This is a genomic window from Methylocella sp. (assembly GCA_037200525.1).
Taxonomy (GTDB): domain Bacteria; phylum Pseudomonadota; class Alphaproteobacteria; order Rhizobiales; family Beijerinckiaceae; genus Methylocapsa.
Map to the genome: position 1 here is coordinate 1,918,625 of JBBCGG010000001.1, position 17,908 is coordinate 1,936,532.

The window sequence follows — 17,908 nt, forward strand, 5'->3', positions numbered from 1 at the left end:
TTGTCACGCTCATCCGGCTTTACTTTCCGCGCATCGCGCGCCCCTCGCCATATGGGTTTAGTTTGTCGCGGCGCTTTGGGAGCTGGGCATGTGAGTGAGATATGCGTAGACCGCGGCTAGTTCCTCATCGTCCATTTTTCCGATGGGACGCCACGGCATTTTCTTGCTGACTTCATGGCCGCCGGGGTCGATGCCAGTGCGGAGGGTGGCGGTAAATTCCTCTAGGGTCCACTCTTTTACAAGATTGAGGTCGGGGCCTACAGGCCCCAGCTGCCCTTCCACGCCGCCGGTCAAATTAGCGCCGTGGCATAAGCGACAATCCTGATACGACAAGATATATTCCCCATATTGCGCGGTAGGGCCCTTTGGCGGCGCCGTGATGACGCCGGCAAATACCGGGTTACCTTGCTTCAGCATGCCAGCGCCCAGCATAACTACCCCCAACGGGTTGAGCTGGTCCGGCGGATTCGTGGTTGCCTTTCCGGCGGCGGGCACACTGCGGATGTATGCGATGAGAGCCTGTATATCGTCGTCGCTCAGCTTGCCGGCGTTGATGTAGGACATAAAAATCAGCCAGCGCCCATCCGCGTCGACGCCGTTGCGGATCGCCCGAAAAATCTCGCCATCTGACCAGTGGACTAATTGCCCGGCCGGAGTGAGGTTGGAGGGCACAAACGAGCCCACAGGCTGCGGGAAGTCTTTAGCGAAATCGACGCCGCCGGTGAGCGCGCCGGTTCTTGAATGGCAAGCGCCGCAGAAGCTATCGGCGATAGCCTCGCCGCGCTGAATTTGCTCGGGGGAGCCGGCAATCTTCATGTCTGGAGCCTCGGCGCTGCGGGCTTGCAACTTAAACAGCCCGATGATCATGAGCGCGCTTACCAACGAAACGCCTACAGCCAGCAGAGACGCCAAGCCCACGCCACCCCATTTTAAAGCGCTGTTTTTCAGCCGCCAAGCGCGAATGCTTAGCCAGACCAACAATGCGGCGGCGACTATCAATATCGCCAGGCCGATAATATTAGACATGCTATCCCTCAAACTATATTGGGCGCCTCGAGGTTCGATAGACGAATTGCCCGCCGTGGGCGCCGCCGGCGCGCGGCGCGCTAACCAACTAAAACTATGGGCGCCCTAATGACGAAGCGGTTTCAGCCTCGGCCCTTCGCGTTACGGCTGTCATTCATGTGCGCGGCGCTCGAGGTTAGCTCGGCGATTTCCGCTGCACTCTCTCGCCGGAGAGGGGCCGCTTCCTCGCCAAGAATATCGGAGGCTGGGCTGAAGACGGTGAGCGGCGTTCTATGAGTATTGGAACAATTGAAAGCGCAATTTGTTTTCCGTAGCGCCAATGCATCACGGAGGGAGCGAACAATGTCCAAGCTCGACTCAGAACAACGCGCAAAACTACCGAATAGGACATTCGGCGAACCAGGAAAAAAAGCCTATCCCATGCCGGACAAGAGCCACGCGGCCAATGCGAAGGCGCGCGCCAGCCAAGCTGTGAAAGCGGGGCGGATGTCAAAGTCGGAAGAGCGCAAGATCGACGCCAAGGCGGACCAAGTGATCAAAAAAGCCCGGTAGCTTCGTCGCGGCGCCGGAATGTGGAATAGCGCTCAAAACTTTATCGGCTGCGCGATCGTAAATATGGGTGGCCGGATTTCCCGGTCGATGCGGGCGTTTGCCCGCGCGGAGAGCCGGACGATTCGCCATCTTCTTCGAAGAGAATGCCCCGCCTTTCTTCGAGGTCCAACGATGGCGGTCCGGTAGCTGGTTTGTGGCTGCCCCTGTCGAACTCCCGAGTCCGATGGGGGCTCTCCCCTGCGAATGCCAACATGAATCTCGCTCGGATCCGCGCGCGGGCTGCATCGGCGAAGACAATAGAGGGTTGAATGGCCTTGCGGGAGCCGGCCCGTTCGAATGAGTTACGATTCTTGTCACGTGATGGAAAGCATGTTGAGATATCTCAATGCCGCTGCGGTCGATACTTCAGGCATTGGGCTTGCTTTCCCTCCTTTATGCTTGCTCCGCCTTGGCGGAGCCGGACGATGCCGCGCCGCACAAGGATGAATCGATTGATGCATCCGTCTGCCGTCTCATCGAATCGTCGGCGCGATCTCAGGGTCTGCCCGTCGCATTCCTGACGCGGCTGATTTGGCAGGAAAGCAGCTTTCGGCCCAACAGCATCAGTTCGGCAGGGGCGCAGGGCATCGCGCAATTCATGCCGCGAACCGCCGACGAGCGTGGCCTCGCCAATCCTTTTGATCCCGAAGAGGCGATACCAAAGGCGGCCGAACTTCTCGACGACCTCAAGCAACGTTTCGGCAATCTTGGACTGGCCGCCGCCGCCTACAATGCCGGGCCGGCCCGCGTTTCAAATTGGCTCGCAGGCCACGGCGATTTGCCGGCCGAGACGCGAGGTTACGTTTTGTCCATCACGCGGCATCCTGCCGAAGATTGGGTCGGCGTCGCCGCGGCGTCGACGATAACCGATAGCGCAATGGCCTCCACTCTGTCCTGCTTGCAAATGGCAGCCATCATTCGCCGCATAGAGCCTGAGCGCTATGCCGGCTCGGCGCTTACGGCTCCGTGGGGCGTCCAACTTGCCGGCAGTTTCTCGAAGGCGGCGGCGCTGAGCGCATATGCGCGCGCGCGGAGCAGCTATTCCGCTATTCTTGGCGATGTTGAACCGATGGTCATCGGCGGCATTGTGCGCAGCCGCGGATTCAAGCCCTACTATCAGATACGCGCGCCGGCGGCGTCGCGCGCGGCCGCTAACGCGCTATGCGAAAGGATTCTACGCATCGGCGGCGCGTGCGCGGTGCTGCGAAGTTGAACCTACGCAGCCACGGCTTGGCCGAACGGTCGTGACGCCCGGGCAAACGTAGCGATTTCATTCAGGGGTCAAGCGCGTCTCGCCGGGCCGCAAGCGCGTCGCGAATCCTCAATTCATCTTGCCGATTGGGTAGGTCAAGTTCGAGGACTTCGGCGTCGTCCAAAAGATAGGGCGTGCAGCGGCTTCCGCCGAGCTCGAGCGCTTCCTCCATCGTGCCGAATCCGTATTCGTCCTCGCGGCCGATCGCAGTGAACTTGAACCATCTCTCGGTCATAGAACTGCCTCGGCTCAGAGTGAGGTCAAATGGTCGACGATTTGGTCCGTTGATCGCGGCGCTACATCTTAGCTCAAGATGCAGGATGCGGTCAGGCGGAGATTTAAGTCAAGCACACTGCAAATTACTTTGATGGAATGTGGAGGTTGTTGGGTAACGTCGCCGCCCTCTCAAATAATCGCTCTTCGAGCAGAAGCGGGTGGCGCGCTCGCTGAGCTATTTCCGAAAAAAAAGCCAGGGGGATGCCTGGCTTAGGTCGAGGGGCGCGAAACGCCGCCACATAGCGCCATCGCGGCGCCAAGGATGGGGCAGACCTTAATTTCCTTGCGACGCCGAAGGAAATCTTATTCCGCCGAGAATGGCGTTCAGGTGATCGATCGCTCGGCGTCGCATGCTTTCAACATTGCGTCCATCAGGGACCGTCATCTCCGATTCTAAAATGGCGTCCGCGCAAATTTCCGCGATGCCATTTATCCAGGATTGGGCCGTTGCGCCTCCCGCTTGTTCCAACTCCACCGCCATTATGGTGGCTAAAGCCATGACGATCGTTCGCAGCGCGATGAATTCCGTAACGTCGATGGTTATGGCCATCGGGTGAGGCGGCGCCAGAGAAGGCTCGGAAAGCCGGAGGGGATGGTCGCTCATCGAAATGACTCCGTAACAGAAGTAACGCCTCAAGCTGCCCCCCTTATGGCCAGCTCACAACAGCTTTGAGGCAAGAGCGGCCATCAAAATGCCTTATTTCAGCCCGTGTGGCGCGGTGGTCACACAACGCCGCATTGAGTTCATCCGTAGGGCCGTTTGGCTCAAGCTTGCGCAACCGCATTTCGCGCATCGTTGAGAGCCGCCGGGATCGGGATAAAGTCCAGACGATAGGGACGGGCGCTCGGAATCGTCCCTCCGCCAAAACCGCGGACTTCCTTTGAGCTTGGCGATTTGCGACAATCGCTATGAGTCGCGTGGGCGGCGCGGGCCGCAGTGGTTCACATCGAGAGTCCAAACGTGTCCATCATCCGCGATTTCGATGCAGACAAATTGCTCGACCTTTGCATCAGCCTCGTCATCGCCTTCGTGCTGGCGACTTTGATTGGGGCGGAGCGCCAGTGGCGTCAGCGCAACGCCGGACTCCGCACCAATGTATTGGTGGCCGTCGGAGCCGCAGCCTTCGTCACCATCGGCGTGCGTATCAATGGGCAGCCTGGAGCCACCCAGATCACCGCCTATGTCGTATCGGGGATAGGTTTTCTCGGCGCCGGCGTCATCATGAAAGATGGCGCGCAGATTTCCGGTTTGAACACAGCCGCGACGCTTTGGTGTTCCGCCGCGGTGGGCGCGTTGTGCGGCGTCGGGCTTGCGGCGGAGGCTGCCGTGCTGACGCTCGTAGTGCTCGCCGGCAACACGCTCTTGCGGCCACTCGTCAACGCCATCAACCGCGCTCCGATCGACGAGCTGACGTCGGAGGCGATCTATGAAGTGCATGTCGCTGCAAGACCCGAAAGCGTCGGCGAGGTTCGCGACCTGTTGACCGAAGCGCTTGAAGACGCGAGCTATCCGATCCGTCAGATCGAGATTTTCGAACGCTCTCCTGATCTCAGCGAAATCGTTGCAACCTTGGTCAGCACCGCAGTTGATCCAGCCGAACTCGACGCGGTCGCCACGGTCGTGGAGCAGTCGCCGCTTGTTTCCTACGCAAGCTGGTCCTCCGGCTCGACCGAGTAACGCCTGACAAGATCTCGATGCGCCTGAAGCGCCGTGCGTCCTTGAACGCGTGAGCGAAATCGCTTTGTCGAAGGTCTGGCTTAGATGCCCTCGCGGAGTCCAAGATCGCTGCGAAGATGCGCTCCCAATAAATAACAGTCAGGAATGGTGGATAAGACGGTCGTAACGTAATTAGCGATTTTGGAAATCGTTCGGCAATACGATACGGAGACATAAGTAACCGCGACACGCATATTGTATTCCGCAACTTGCGAAGCGCGCTTTAATTATTGTTTTGCTGAGGCAAAAATGACGAAGTCGTTTCAACCTTCACGCGCCGCGATCGCGCGTCTCGCTGCGCTCGCCTTCATCGGATTAACCGTCACCGCGCCGGCCTATGCCAATGGGATAGACGAAACGGCTTGGGCCGCCATACCCCCCGGTGATGCGACAACTGTCGATACTCCTGCCGTTGCCGAATCGCCGGACGGCTCCCGTTTAGTCGTCACGAGGAATGCCGATCTTACAATGTCGTTCAGCTTCAATGGCGGAGCCACGAAGCCGATTCCGACCACCGGAATCACCGCAACGACTCAGACGGCGCCCAGGGCCATTTTTTTCAATGGCCAGTTTGTTCTGGCTCATCACGGCACCGATGGGAGGGTTTATACCTCTATTTTCACGCCGCCCAGCAGCTTCACGCCTTGGTTAGCGCTTAGCGACAAGCTATCCAAGTTTACGAACGTGAGCCCCAGCCTCGCAGTGCTTGGCAATCTCTTGGTGATTATCATTACGGGACAAGACAATCACATCTTCGAGATCTCTCTCGATGGGTCCAACTTTGCCGGCGTGACTCCGGCCTCCGAGGTTCCCGGCAACGGCCTGACGACCTCCTCCACCGCTGTCACCACTATCTTGAACACTCCGTCTTCGCCGGGCGAACTGTTTCTGGCGCTCATCGATGCGTCCGGCCATTTTCGATACACGATTCAATCCGCCAATGGATCGACGACAGGCTGGGCTCCCATTCCCGGTTCGGTCACGTCCAGCATCGGGCCGGCCGCCGTGGCTTACGGAGAGGGCAGAAATCGTTGGGCCGATGTGGCGACGGCAGACACAAAAAATAAGGTCCACTGGCAGGAATATGATGCAGTTAACGGGACGTGGAGGTCAAACGGTACGGCCGCTTGGGGCACAGCAACGGGCAATATGCTGACGCCCTCAACGCCAGATCTCTTCCATGACGCAACGGTGGCCGGGACGGATAATGCGGCGCTGGCTATAGAGAGCACCGCAGGCAAGCTTTTTTTGAAGATACTTAACGAAAGCGCCGCGCCTAGCAGCGCCGCCATCCTAACGTCCCACTGAGCCGCCGCCTCGGCACGGAACTGCTTCCTACAATTGCGTACCGTCGCCGTATGCGCGACGGTACGCCGGGGCCATATCCACAGGTATGGCCCCTCATGCTATGCGGCCTGTCTCTTCATCGCTTCATGAGGTCTGGACCTCAACGGCGATCAAAGGCTCTCGGATGCGATGTCGTCGCGTCGCGGCGCCGTCTCGGGATGGAGAATCTCGTAGATTTCACGCTTAAGTTTGGCTACCTGGAGCCGGTCGCTGCGCCATCCGATCATTATTGTGAATGCCGCTCCAAAAGCGGCCGCAATCAATGCGCTGCTCGAAAGCAGCAGCGTCCAAATCGCTGCATCCTGGCCAATGACAGCGCTGAGATAATCAGGCTCCTGCAACGCCGGAAAGCCTGGATCCACCGGGATTAGTCCAGCGAGAACGAATGGCGTCGATATCAGAATCACGACGGCATAGATCCTTGCTCGCGCGAAGGCGCGCGCGGGATTGATTTCCCATTTATTCGAAAGCAGTTTCAAGACAAGCCTCTCCCGATTATGGTTCCGCGGCTAAACTCTGAAAATCGCCGTTAGGTTCAACCCTGGCGCGGAATGGTGATGATGAACTCGGCGCCGGGATCGTGGGTTCGAAATGTGAAGGCGCCGTTCAATTGTTGAGAAAACGACCTGACGATCCTCATTCCCAGTCCCTTGGCTTTTCGGGGATCAAAGTCCGACGGCAGGCCGGCTCCCTCGTCGCGCACGGAGATTGAAAAACTATCATTCTCCAAACGCGCGACAGTCACCCAGATCTTGCCGCCTGATTGCCCCTGATATGCGTACTTCACGGCATTGGTGATCAGTTCATTGACGATCAGCGCCGCTGATATCGCGCGATCGGCGGAAATCTCGATCCCGTAATCCACATGAGTATGAATGTCATATTGTGAAACGCCGGCGTCCAAGTCCTTGCACACTGTTTCAATATACTTCCCGATATCCATCCGCTCGATATCGAAGCCCTGGTACAACTGATCATGAGCTCTCGCCACAGCCGCCACTCGGTTTGAGGCCTCGTCGAGATGCCGGGTGAGATTTGGATCATCAATGTCGCGGGCTTGAAGATGAAGCATGCTCGCGACGATTGTGAGACTGTTTTTCACGCGATGGTTCGTCTCTTTCAGCAGAAACTGCTGGCGCTCCAAAGCGGCTTTGAGACTGCGCTCGTGGCGGTCTCGTTCGATCGCCATGCCGAGAATATTGGCGGCGCCTTGCAAGAACGCCAAATCATGCTCCTCGAACTCGTCTTCGGATCGGCTGTCTACCTCAAGCACCCCGAATGGTCTTCCTTCGCCCTGCAAGATGACATTCATTGCACGGTGGATGCCATGCTGCTGAAGAATATCCGGGGTTCTGAATCGTTCTTCATTTTCGAGATGATTTGAAATCACAGGCTTGCCGGTTCGCAGAGCGAAGCCCGCCGGCGAGGCTAGATCAGCGCCAACGCTGGCAACGCCAACAATGCCGGGGCTCCAACCAACGCCAGCGCGAACCAAAAATCGATTTTCGGATGGAATATGCTCAAGAACCTTGCAGAATTCAGCGCGCAAACCTTCGGCCGTCAGTCGCGCCGTATCGGCAAGCAGCCTGTCGAAAGAAGCGCCCTGGAGGGCGGTGACCCCTAACTTGGCCAATATCTCCTGCTGGCGGATACGCTGTTGCAAGGCGCGTTGCGCGAGATCGGGGCCATCGCTCTGAGGCGTGGGCTCGACGATCGGCGTATCGCCGTTATCAGACGGACACATAAGGCGTTCCGATCGTGTGGCTAGAGTTTTAGCTTCGGCAAGATCGCAGTCGACTTGGCGGCCTCGTTCCGGCGTTCTTACCTAGCTTGGTTCGCAACTGGTGATCGGGCCAAATGTTACACGCGGGCGACTTCGAGCGCAAAGTTTTGCCTCGCTGTGTTTGTCGTTCGGCGCTTAGGAGTACAAGCCAAGGCTTAGGTCCGAATGAGCCAAAATGCAGCGGCCACGCGGCCCGCTTTTACGGCGGTCCTATGCGGCCGAGCGATCGCTCGACCTCGATTACTGCGGCGGGAGGCGTGATTTCCGCATAGCGGAACGTATCACAATTATCACATCAACGTGATTCCGTCGAAGCGGATCAATGTTTCGACGCTAGGCCCCGAGGGAAACCTTGTCGATCCCGCCCGCCGCCGCTTTTCGCCAAAGCGCTGCGACATTGCGGCTGTAACCAATCCGCGGCGACCCGCAATCAGACCGTAATCGCTGTCCGACAGGGTACGATTCAGCGCTCCGCCTGCCATCGCATCGATCGGAACGAGACCGCGGCCGAAAGGAAAAGAGATGTATGACGAGCGAAATGCCGTCGCGGCGGCAGAATCGGTAATTGTTTCACTCGAAGAGCTTGAAAGCGACCCACACGCCGTCTTCGGCCGCCACAGACCGTTGGTCCCATTCATCACCAGGAATAACGATGGCGTCGACATCGTCCTTCGCGCAAGCGACGTTCGACGACTAATGACCGACCATTGCGTGCGACAAGCGGAGACGGAGCTTCCAACACTTGTGGGCATTTTGGACGGCCCGCTGTTCGATCTCTTCAAATACGGAATGCTCACGTCGAACGGGCCTGATCACCGGCGGCGGCGCTCGCCTTTTTCAGCGACATTTGCGGCCCGCCTCATCGCCGACTTCCGGCCGCGCATCCGCAAGATTGTCGAGGATCTGATCGACGGCTGGTACGCTGATGGGGAGGTCGACTTACTGGATTGTTACGCCGCGCAACTACCAGCGCATACCATCAGCGAAATCCTTGGGTTGCCGAAAGCGGACATCCCTCACTTCACAAGCCTAGTTTATAACGTGTCCCGGGTTTTCAGTCTGTCATTCGCGCCAGAAGACGTGCCTGATATGCAGAACGCCGGAAAACAACTGTTTGCTTATGCGGATCAACTTCTGGAGGCGCGCCGCACAGCTCCAAAAGACGATTTCCTGACCTCTTATTTGGCGGCGGCCAATGAGAGCGGCGACCTTTCGCCAAATGAAATCGTGATTCAGATCGTGTCGCTGATCATCGGCGGCAGCGATACCACGCGAGGCGCTCTGGCGATCCAAGTTGCATTGCTTCTGCAACATCTCGAACAATGGGACGCGGTATGTCGCGATCCCGCGCTCATTCCTGGCGCCGTATTGGAAGCGTTGCGTTTCGAGCCGATCGTCGCCTCAGTCTCTCGCTTCGCGCTTGAAGACATTGAGATCGACGGGCGCGTTCTTGAACGCGGAAAACTGGTGACGCTTTCGACCATGTCGGCGATGCGAGACCAAGAGCTCTATCGAAACCCCGACACGTTTGATATCCGCAGAACAGACCAGCAGCGTTGGCCTCTCGTATTCGGAGGCGGCGCTCATCGATGCATTGGGGAGGCTCTCGCCAAGGCCGAACTGGAGGAAGGGCTCGCCGCGCTTACTGCGCGCATCCCGCAACTTCGGTTGGCCGGCGAGGAGCCGCGGCCAAGAGGGCACGTCGGCATCCGCCGCCTTGACGGCATGAGCGTCAAGTGGCCGATCCATGCCTCATGATGAAAGTTACGACCACGCGACGGCGGCTCCCTGAACGGAGTTGCGGTCCTTTGCCGGGCGAAGAAAGATTCACAATCTTTTAGGCGAAGCGCCGCGGACGTTCGGTCCCCCTATCGCTCGCATGGCGCTCGGGCCTGTCCAGCCTTGTAGGGACCGCGCTCCAGGCTTCTTCGAATGAATCGCCATAGCCAACCCCGCGCGGCGCGTTCACCCTTAGGTCGTTCGCCTCGACGCACCAGTGTAGACCAAACCAGCTGATCGTGAGTTGATGATATCCAGCTCTGCGTCTTCGCAGGAGCCTTATCAGGGCGGCTTCCGCATCGCTTAGATCGCCTGGCTCGATCGCGGTCTGGTCTTCACGTTTAATTTCATATGCCATTGCTAACCTTCCACTCGGGCCTCTCAACCATTCAGAACTCCGGCCTCATCAAAGAATGTGCGGGCCGCCCTTTGAACGAACCTCTGACTTATTGGTGATCCTAACCGCGCCTGACTTGGCTCGGCGCGTTACAGCCGATGGATCACGAACCCGGCTAAAAACCGGACCCGTCCCTCCCGCAAGAAACGAGCCGTTTCAGTCGGAAGCTACGGGAACACGATCGTTGGGCCTTAAAGAGGCGAAAGCTTGATCTTCAGGGGGGGTGCGACAGATTGTTGCTATTGGCTTCAGAATGCCTGAGCGGTCGCTGCCGAGGATTGGCGATTCAGTTTGCGTCCTGAAGCGCGCTCGGGGCGCGATGGACCCAGCGGCAAGTTTCCACTGGATCCGGCCGTACAAACGCAGAACGGCGCAGCCCTAGAGGCCCTCATTTGTGTGTTCGTGGTATATATCAACGATGCGGCGTGTCGTTTGAGTTCAAGCGTCATTCCGCCTGACTCGACTCTTGCCAGCGGCGTTATGATCGAAGCTGATGGAGCCTGACATCCCGCCGCCTGCAAATCTTGCGGCTATAGATAAGCCTTCGGGAACATCATGTGGATGCCCTTGTTGCCGTCAACGAGCTGCGTCACGCGCAGGTTGCCGGCGAGCGAGCAAAGCATATACGCCTGATTGCGAGTGAGGTTCGTGCGGGCGCAAATGTGGGCGACCATTTCGCGCACCGCCTGCTTGGCGGCGTCATCCAAATCCTCATCGAGCCCAATCGACATCAGATGGGTCGCGTTCTCCGCGAAGGGCCATGACAGCTTCATGTCCTTGCGGACCGTCAGGCGGAAAACGCCGGTGACGCCGGTCTCGAGCGCGGTGATGCATACCTCGCCATCGCCCTGCACGCCATGCCCATCGCCCGCAAAGAACAAAGCGCCCTCGTTGAAGACCGGAAGATAGAGCGTCGTCCCCGGGCGCAGCTCCTTATTGTCCATGTTGCCGCCGAAGCTGCGCGGCACGGGCGAACCACAGCGGCCCCATGCCGCTGGAGGCGCTACGGCGATAATGCCGAAGAATGGATCAAGCGGGATCTCCGTTCCCCATGGCGTCACGCATACATTGCGCGCATGGTCGACGGTCGGATGAATGGTTTCGTAATCGGTGAATTCGTCCGGCAAGGTTCCAAGCAGGGGCAGGATCGATACGAACCCCCAGTCCTGCCGCACCTTCACGTCGAGAATGTCGATCTGGAGAACATCACCATACTCGGCGCCTTTGACATAGACAGGTCCGGTCATAAAGTGGGGACCAGGTCCCTGCGTAAGCGTGTCCAGCGCGGCGAGGTAATCGGCAGGGACTAGGCTTCGATCTTCCGGCAAGGTCTCTTTGCCGCCGGCCGGAAATGAGTGAAGCGTCACCACATCGCCAGAGGCGATTTCCAACACTGGTTTCGTTGTGCTGTCCAAGTAGCCCCACACCATGTTTTCGGGCGTTGCGGGAATCTCGTGGCGTCGCGACATAAAATGGCTCCGTTACTTTCTTTTTTGTTGTCAGATGGCGATATGCCGGGTGAGTTGGTCACGGCTGGTCGCATCGGCGCGGCCAGCCTCGATTACCGTCCCGCGGGACAGGACTACGATGCTGTCGGCGAGACTGATTGCGAAGTCGAGATATTGCTCGACGAGCAACAGAGAGATCTTGCCCTTGAGGGCGGCGAGAACGTCCTTTATGGCCGCCACAATATTGGGCTGGATGCCTTCGGTCGGCTCGTCGAGGATAAGCAGGCCGGGCTTGGTCACCAGCGCGCGAGCGATGGCGAGCTGTTGCTGCTGTCCTCCCGAGAGCGCGCCGCCGGGGCGACGCCACATCTGCTTCAACACCGGGAAAAGCGCGAGGGTTTCATCGATGAGCCCGGTCCCAAACGTCCCATGCGCGCGGGCGGCCGCCTCGATGTTCTCTCCCACGGTTAGTTCGGAAAAGATTTCGCGGCCCTGCGGCACATAGGCGAGCCCGCAAACCGAGCGCCGGTGGGAAGACCAGCCCGTGATATCCGCGCCGTCGACCAGAATCCGGCCCTGAGTCGTCGGCAAGACGCCCATCAGGCATTTGAGCAGGGTCGTCTTGCCAGCCCCATTGCGACCGAGCACCGCCAGGCACTCTCCTGGTTCGATCTCGAAATCGACGCGCCGCAAAACCTGCGCGCTTCCATAGTGCTGATCGAGATTTTCGACGCGAAATCGCATGGTCAGCGCCCCAGATAGACTTCGACGACGCGCTCGTCGGCTCGCACATTGGCCATGGAGCCCTCGAAAAGGGTTCTGCCTTCGTGCAAAACCGTGACCCGATCGGCTATGCGCTCGACAAAGTCCATATCGTGCTCAACCACGACGATGGCGCGGTCCCGGCGCCTCAATCCGCGCACCAGAGCGGCCGTGCGCTCGGTTTCCTCGTCGGTCAGGCCGGCGACCGGCTCGTCGAGCATGAGAACTTTGGGGTTCGAAGCCAACACCATGCCGATTTCGAGCCATTGCTTTTGCCCATGAGCGAGTTCAGAGGCGGAGCGCTGAGCCTCGTTGGCGAGACCAACGGCTTCCAGAATTTCGGCCACTCGTTCGGCGAGCATGCGTTCGGACATTGTGCGTCGAAACCCCGCCTGCGCGCCGATGACGATATGCTGGCGCACATTCAGCCCTTCAAAAATGCTTGGCTTCTGGAATTTTCGCCGAACGCCCGACCGCGCGATCTCCGACTCGTTTTGCTGCGTGATGTCGATCATCTGGTCCAACACTACCCGACCTCGTTTTGGGCGGGTGATGCCGGAAATGACGTCAAGCAAGGTTGTCTTGCCGGCACCATTGGGGCCGATGACCGCGCGGACCTCGCCATAGTCGATCGCGAGCGACAGTGAGTCGATGGCGCGGAAACTGCCGAACTCGACGGTTACGGCGTCAACCAGAAGCGCAACCCCAGACATCAGCGCAGCTCCCGCGCGCCAGTCGCAAGTCGCTTCGGACCCATTGGACGCGCGAGCTTCATCTTGCCGAGGTCGACGAGCCCATTCGGGAAAACCAACACCACGAGGACGATGAGCGCCGACAGGATGAAGGGCCATAGCTCCGGCGCCGCGGTCGAAAGCCAGAATTTCAGGGCGTTGACCAGAAGCACGCCGATCACGGCGCCAATAAGATGCCCCCGGCCGCCGATCGCGACCCAGACGGCGATCTCGAGAGAAAGATCGGGCGCGAGGAGACGCGGATTGATGATGCCGACTTGCGGCACGTAGAGAATGCCCGCCAGCGCTGCGATGAGCGCAGCCAAACACCAGACCGCCAGCTTCAGGCGAAGCGTATCGTAGCCTAGGGTGCGCAGCCTGACTTCATCGTCGCGCGCGGCCAGCATGAGCGCGCCAAAACGGCTGCCGAGCAACATGCGGCAGCCAAGCAAGGTGAGGCCCAGCGCCAGCACGGAGACAAACGACATGGCGATCACCACGCCGTCGGCGCCGATCGGCCAGCCGAAGACGACCGAAAAGCCCGTCATGCCATTATTGCCGCCGAACCCGGTATCATTCCGGAACATCAGCAGCATCGCCACATAAACGAGCGCCTGAGTGATGATCGCGAAGTAGACGCCGCCGACGCGGGACCGGAAGGACACATAGCCGAATGCGCCTGCGATCAGCAGGGTGACGATTGCGGCGGCCAGCAGGGCATAAGGGAAAAATCCGAAACCCGCCCAATAGAACGGCAATTCCTTCCAGCCCATGAACTGCATGAAATCCGGCGCCGTGCCCGTGACCTCAAACGAATGTTTCAAGAGGTACATGGCGACCGCATAGCCGCCGATCCCAAAGAACAGGCCTTGCCCAAGCGACAATATGCCGAGATAGCCCCAGATAAGGTCGAGCGAGAGGGCCAGCACCGCGAAGGCCGCGAGTTGGCCGATCGCGTTCGCCACATAGGGCGAAACGCCGGAAGAGGTCGCAGCCGAGACGGCGAGCAAGATAGCTACCGCCGCGATGAGCGCCAGCAACAGGAGCAGCGGCCGGTCCGACGTCCAGGGCTTCATTTGCGGCGGCCTTTGACGGCGAAGAGGCCCTCGGGGCGCCATTGCAGGAAAGCGATAATCATCAGCAGCACGATGACTTTGGCCGCAACTGCGCCCCAGAGCGGCTCTATCAGCACATTGATCTGTCCGATCCCGAGCGCGGCCACGACCGTGCCCGCGATCGTGCCGACGCCGCCGAGCACGACCACCATAAAACTGTCGATGATGAAGTTCTGTCCCATCAGAGGATTGACGCTATAGACCGGCGCTAGAGCGAGGCCGGCCAATCCCGCAAGGCCCGAGCCGAGGCCAAACGCCATCATGTCCACCCGCCGCACCGGGATGCCGATGCAGCCCGCCATGATCCGGTTCTGCGTAACCGCGCGAATGTTGAGGCCAAGCGGCGTCAACCGCACGATGGCCCAGGTCAAAGCCAGCGTCACGATCGCGAAGACGATGGCGAACATGCGATTCCACGTAAAAATGAAATCCCCGATGACGGGCACGCCGCCCGTGACATAAAACGGCGTGACAAATTGCAGGTTCTGCGTGCCGAAGGTGACGCGGACCAGATTGGTGAGGAAGAGGCTGACGGCCCAGGTGGCGAGGAGGCTCATAAGCGGCCGGCGGTAGAGATGCCGAAGCAGCGCGGCTTCGAGCGCTATGCCGATTGCGGCGGTAACCAGAAAAGCGACTGGAATCGCCAGGATGAGGTAGAAGTCGACAAGGCCGGGCGCGAGACGCCGCAGCCCTTCCTGGACCAGCCAAGTCACATAGGCGCCGATCATGATGAACTCGCCCTGCGCCAGATTGATCACGCCCATCAGACCGAAAATTACCGCGAGGCCGATTGCCGCCATGAACAGAATGCTGGCGAAGCTCAGCCCATTGTAGAGCGTTGCAAGCACGTCGCCGATGGCGATGCCGCGTGAGATCTTAGTGACTGCGGCGTCGACCGCGCGCTTGAATTCCGGATTGGTCGCATAGGCCGGATCGGCTGTTAGCGCCTCGACTTCCGTCATGGCGCGGCGGTTCGGATTTTCGGCGATCTGCGCCAGAGCCGCGATCCGCTTTGCCGGCTCGGCCGAATTCAGCGCGGCCGCATGGGCGATCGCGAGGATCTGCTGCTTCAAAGCGGGATCTTGCTCGGCCCTCGCCGCCCCGTCGAACAGGCTTTCGGGCAAGCTCGCGGCCTTACGCTCCAGCGTATGCAGAGCCGCGCTGCGCCGAGTTGCGTCGGGGGCGGCGCGCAGGGCGAGAGCCGCCTCGGCAGTCTCAAATATACCCCGGTTCTTCAGGTTGAGCACCGGGGCGTGCGCGTCTTCCCCCGCCTCCCGCGGCGCGCCGGTCAGCGCGTCGAGAGTGGCTCCGCCGGTTGCGACTACGGCTCCAGCCGCGTCGCAAGTAAATTTGTGGTCGAGCACGGCGCGGGCGATCGGCGCCGCCCAGTTTCGGTCATCGTCGGAACCTTCCGCCGCCAGCCCGACTAAGGCGCCTCCGGTCTCGTTCAGCGCGGCAGCCTCGCCGCAAAGTCCAGCGATCAAAGCCGGGCGCGCCGCGTCCGCCGCGTAGAGCGACCCAGGCGCCGCCATCGTCACAGCAAGACAGACGGCGACGCAGAAACGACGCAGCATTACAATCCCAATCGCGGCCGGCGACAATGCGCCGGCCGGTAACTCCACTTTGTTTGGCAATGCTTATCCCTGTAAGCCGAACGGGACAGGCTTCGGGGTGTCCTTCGACTGCCAGAGCACATCGAACCCTTGTTGTTCGTTCACGGACCCTATGAACACGCCGCGGGACACATAATTGTTCTCGGCCGTCATGGCGATCTTGTAGCCCGATGGGCAATCAAAGCTGAGGCCGGCGAACGCCTTGCGGACTTCGGGCACATCGAACGAGCCGGCCTTGGCGGCCGCCATCGCCCAAAGATGCACGGAATCATAAGCCGACACCATCGGGTCGATAGCCACACTGCCCTTGAAGGGGACGTTTTTGGCCTTCACATAATCGGCCCATTGCTTGAGGAATGCCTTATTGGCGGCTCCTTTGGCGTTCTGGAGGTAAGCCCAGCAGTTGAGATGGCCAACGAGCGGCTCCGTGTTGAGGCCTTCGAGGTCGGCTTCAACCATGTCGAGCCCGAGGACGGGAACGTCGGTCGCTTTGATGCTCTGGTTGGCGAACTCGCGGAGGAAATCCGGGATCGATGAGCCAACCACGGTGAGAACGACGATCGGCTTTCCGCCCGGCTGATCCGCAAATGACCGGATCTGATTGACCAGCGTTTGGAAGTTGGAGAACCCCAGCGGGACATATTCCTCTTTCAAGGCGGTTTCCGGAATGCCCTTGGACTTCCAGTATCCCTTGAGTAGTTTGTTGATGGTGCGGGGCCAAACGTAATCGGATCCCAACATGAAGAAGCGTTTGGCGCTGACGCCGTCGTCGCCCATCAGGTAATCCACAGCGGGCAGCACCGAACTCGTGGGCGGCGAATTCACGTAGACGACATTCTTGGAATTTTCCTCGCCCTCGAAGTGCAGCGGGTAGAACAGAAGGCCGTCCGCGTGCTCGACGACCGGCAGCACCGATTTGCGCGACACTGATGTCCAGCAGCCAAACAACGCCGCGACCTTCTCCTGCTCTAACATCTGCTTGCCGATCTGCGCATAGAGCGGCCAGTCGGAAGCCGGGTCGGACACCGCAACCTCAATGGTGCGGCCGTTGACGCCGCCCTTGGCGTTGATCTCCTCGGCGGCCATGCGGACGACATAGTTCAGCCGTCCCTCGATATTGGCCATTGTGCCGGAGGAGGAGAATAGGCAGCCGAGCTTCACGGGCCCCGTCGCCGCGCGAGCGGAGCGGATGATCGCCGGCATGCCAATTGGCGAGGCGAGGGCTGCCGTGGCGAGACCCGTCGCTTGGAGGAACGAACGCCGTGAAAACGTGCTCATGAACGACACCCTATTTGTCAAAGACGGGCGTAGCTTTTGTCCCATGGCTCTATGGGAGGCAACTTCAAATATTGCACAGCGTTGCCCAAATGAGCGGCAAAAGCTCGATATTCCAATGGATTATGTCACTTTTGACATTTTGGGCGGCCCATGTACCCTGTTGACGCGCCGCGGTGACGGATTCTCAGATCTTTTGAAGCGACATTCTGTCTCAGTAAGCGGCGCCTGGCGTTATCGTCGCGGCTGTTCGCCAAGACTAGCCCAGCAAGCGGCTGGAACTCACTGAACTGATCTGAGAAGCGCGGAAGTTCCTGTCCAATCGGTCCGATAACTGACGCAGGACTCATTCCGATGCGACGCTCGCAGCACACCGAAGGTGAAATCCTACATCTGCTCCTCGAGGCGAGCGCTGGTCTCTCCATCGCTCAGATTTGCAGCGCCGCGCGGATAACGCCGCGCACGTTTTATCGGTGGCGCAGACGCTACGGCGGCCTGACCTTGCCGGCGGTTCGCGAAATGAAGGAGCTCCAGCTTGAGAACTTGAGGCTCCGCACTCTCGTCAATAGTCTCTCCGCTCGTTTGGATGGGACGGCGATGAAGATCCCATCCTCGAATGCTACCAAAGTTGCAGGGCGGCCAGATCAAGGCTGCGAGCGCAATGGGCCTTCGGCGATTGGTTCCGAGCCCATGCGCGGCGCATCGGCTGGCCGCTTCGCGTTCGTGCGCGGCCTTCGATGATGCGACTCGACAACTTCAGCAATTTGCGGCGACGGGCGCAGTTCGCCACTCTGAA

Annotated in this window: 18 protein-coding genes; 6 read left to right on the plus strand and 12 right to left on the minus strand. The window is 59.5% G+C overall.

Annotation, left to right across the window (positions count from 1 at the left end; translation table 11 throughout):
- Nucleotides 1–57: 57 nt before the first annotated feature.
- Nucleotides 58–1,026 (minus strand): c-type cytochrome, encoded by a 969-nt coding sequence (locus WDN46_09265; GenBank protein ID MEJ0093609.1) that lies wholly within the window; start codon nucleotides 1,024–1,026, stop codon nucleotides 58–60.
- A gap of 279 nt (nucleotides 1,027–1,305) precedes the next feature.
- On the opposite strand from WDN46_09265, the gene WDN46_09270 reads away from it, so the two are divergent.
- Nucleotides 1,306–1,578 carry a hypothetical protein gene (locus WDN46_09270; protein MEJ0093610.1) on the plus strand — a complete coding sequence of 91 codons (273 nt, stop codon included), beginning with the start codon at nucleotides 1,306–1,308 and terminating at the stop codon, nucleotides 1,576–1,578.
- Nucleotides 1,579–1,990: 412 nt separating this feature from the next.
- Entirely contained in the window at nucleotides 1,991–2,830 is an 840-nt protein-coding gene (locus WDN46_09275; protein ID MEJ0093611.1) for a lytic transglycosylase domain-containing protein, read from the plus strand.
- A 61-nt stretch (nucleotides 2,831–2,891) separates the two neighbouring features.
- Here the strand turns inward: WDN46_09275 and WDN46_09280 are convergent, their stop codons facing one another.
- Both WDN46_09280 and WDN46_09285 read right to left on the minus strand, forming a co-directional pair.
- Nucleotides 2,892–3,104 carry a hypothetical protein gene (locus WDN46_09280; protein ID MEJ0093612.1) on the minus strand — a complete coding sequence of 71 codons (213 nt, stop codon included), beginning with the start codon at nucleotides 3,102–3,104 and terminating at the stop codon, nucleotides 2,892–2,894.
- A 315-nt stretch (nucleotides 3,105–3,419) separates the two neighbouring features.
- The gene (locus WDN46_09285; GenBank protein ID MEJ0093613.1) at nucleotides 3,420–3,749 is read right to left on the minus strand and encodes a hypothetical protein; all 330 of its coding nucleotides are present in this window, start codon (nucleotides 3,747–3,749) and stop codon (nucleotides 3,420–3,422) included.
- A 357-nt stretch (nucleotides 3,750–4,106) separates the two neighbouring features.
- On the opposite strand from WDN46_09285, the gene WDN46_09290 reads away from it, so the two are divergent.
- Nucleotides 4,107–4,823 (plus strand): MgtC/SapB family protein, encoded by a 717-nt coding sequence (locus WDN46_09290; protein ID MEJ0093614.1) that lies wholly within the window; start codon nucleotides 4,107–4,109, stop codon nucleotides 4,821–4,823.
- Nucleotides 4,824–5,111: 288 nt separating this feature from the next.
- On the plus strand, nucleotides 5,112–6,170 hold the full coding sequence (locus WDN46_09295; GenBank protein MEJ0093615.1) for a hypothetical protein: 1,059 nt from the start codon (nucleotides 5,112–5,114) through the stop codon (nucleotides 6,168–6,170).
- Between the two features lie 149 nt (nucleotides 6,171–6,319).
- On the opposite strand, the gene WDN46_09300 is transcribed toward WDN46_09295, so the two are convergent.
- Both WDN46_09300 and WDN46_09305 read right to left on the minus strand, forming a co-directional pair.
- On the minus strand, nucleotides 6,320–6,688 hold the full coding sequence (locus tag WDN46_09300; protein ID MEJ0093616.1) for a hypothetical protein: 369 nt from the start codon (nucleotides 6,686–6,688) through the stop codon (nucleotides 6,320–6,322).
- A 56-nt stretch (nucleotides 6,689–6,744) separates the two neighbouring features.
- Nucleotides 6,745–7,953: a histidine kinase dimerization/phosphoacceptor domain -containing protein gene (locus tag WDN46_09305; protein MEJ0093617.1), complete on the minus strand. Its 1,209-nt coding sequence runs from the start codon at nucleotides 7,951–7,953 to the stop codon at nucleotides 6,745–6,747.
- 735 nt (nucleotides 7,954–8,688) lie between these two features.
- Here WDN46_09305 and WDN46_09310 point away from each other — a divergent pair.
- On the plus strand, nucleotides 8,689–9,750 hold the full coding sequence (locus WDN46_09310; GenBank protein ID MEJ0093618.1) for a cytochrome P450: 1,062 nt from the start codon (nucleotides 8,689–8,691) through the stop codon (nucleotides 9,748–9,750).
- Between the two features lie 79 nt (nucleotides 9,751–9,829).
- On the opposite strand, the gene WDN46_09315 is transcribed toward WDN46_09310, so the two are convergent.
- The 7 genes from WDN46_09315 to WDN46_09345 all read right to left on the minus strand — a co-directional run bounded on the left by WDN46_09315 (nucleotide 9,830) and on the right by WDN46_09345 (nucleotide 17,115).
- A complete protein-coding gene (locus WDN46_09315; GenBank protein ID MEJ0093619.1) occupies nucleotides 9,830–10,129 on the minus strand; it encodes a hypothetical protein in 300 nt (99 codons plus the stop codon).
- A gap of 569 nt (nucleotides 10,130–10,698) precedes the next feature.
- Nucleotides 10,699–11,637, minus strand: a complete 939-nt coding sequence (locus tag WDN46_09320; protein ID MEJ0093620.1) for an acetamidase/formamidase family protein — start codon at nucleotides 11,635–11,637, stop codon at nucleotides 10,699–10,701.
- Between the two features lie 30 nt (nucleotides 11,638–11,667).
- On the minus strand, nucleotides 11,668–12,360 hold the full coding sequence (gene urtE, locus WDN46_09325) for an urea ABC transporter ATP-binding subunit UrtE (GenBank protein MEJ0093621.1): 693 nt from the start codon (nucleotides 12,358–12,360) through the stop codon (nucleotides 11,668–11,670).
- A gap of 2 nt (nucleotides 12,361–12,362) precedes the next feature.
- Nucleotides 12,363–13,091: an urea ABC transporter ATP-binding protein UrtD gene (gene urtD / locus WDN46_09330; protein ID MEJ0093622.1), complete on the minus strand. Its 729-nt coding sequence runs from the start codon at nucleotides 13,089–13,091 to the stop codon at nucleotides 12,363–12,365.
- A complete protein-coding gene (gene urtC / locus WDN46_09335) occupies nucleotides 13,091–14,185 on the minus strand; it encodes an urea ABC transporter permease subunit UrtC (protein ID MEJ0093623.1) in 1,095 nt (364 codons plus the stop codon). The genes urtD and urtC overlap by 1 nt, the downstream gene beginning before the upstream one ends.
- Nucleotides 14,182–15,798: an urea ABC transporter permease subunit UrtB gene (urtB, locus tag WDN46_09340; GenBank protein MEJ0093624.1), complete on the minus strand. Its 1,617-nt coding sequence runs from the start codon at nucleotides 15,796–15,798 to the stop codon at nucleotides 14,182–14,184. Before urtB ends, urtC begins: the two co-directional genes overlap by 4 nt.
- Before the next feature lie 63 nt (nucleotides 15,799–15,861).
- On the minus strand, nucleotides 15,862–17,115 hold the full coding sequence (locus WDN46_09345; GenBank protein MEJ0093625.1) for an urea ABC transporter substrate-binding protein: 1,254 nt from the start codon (nucleotides 17,113–17,115) through the stop codon (nucleotides 15,862–15,864).
- 351 nt (nucleotides 17,116–17,466) lie between these two features.
- Here WDN46_09345 and WDN46_09350 point away from each other — a divergent pair, with 351 nt between their 5' ends.
- Entirely contained in the window at nucleotides 17,467–17,853 is a 387-nt protein-coding gene (locus WDN46_09350; protein MEJ0093626.1) for a transposase, read from the plus strand.
- Nucleotides 17,854–17,908 lie beyond the last annotated feature (55 nt).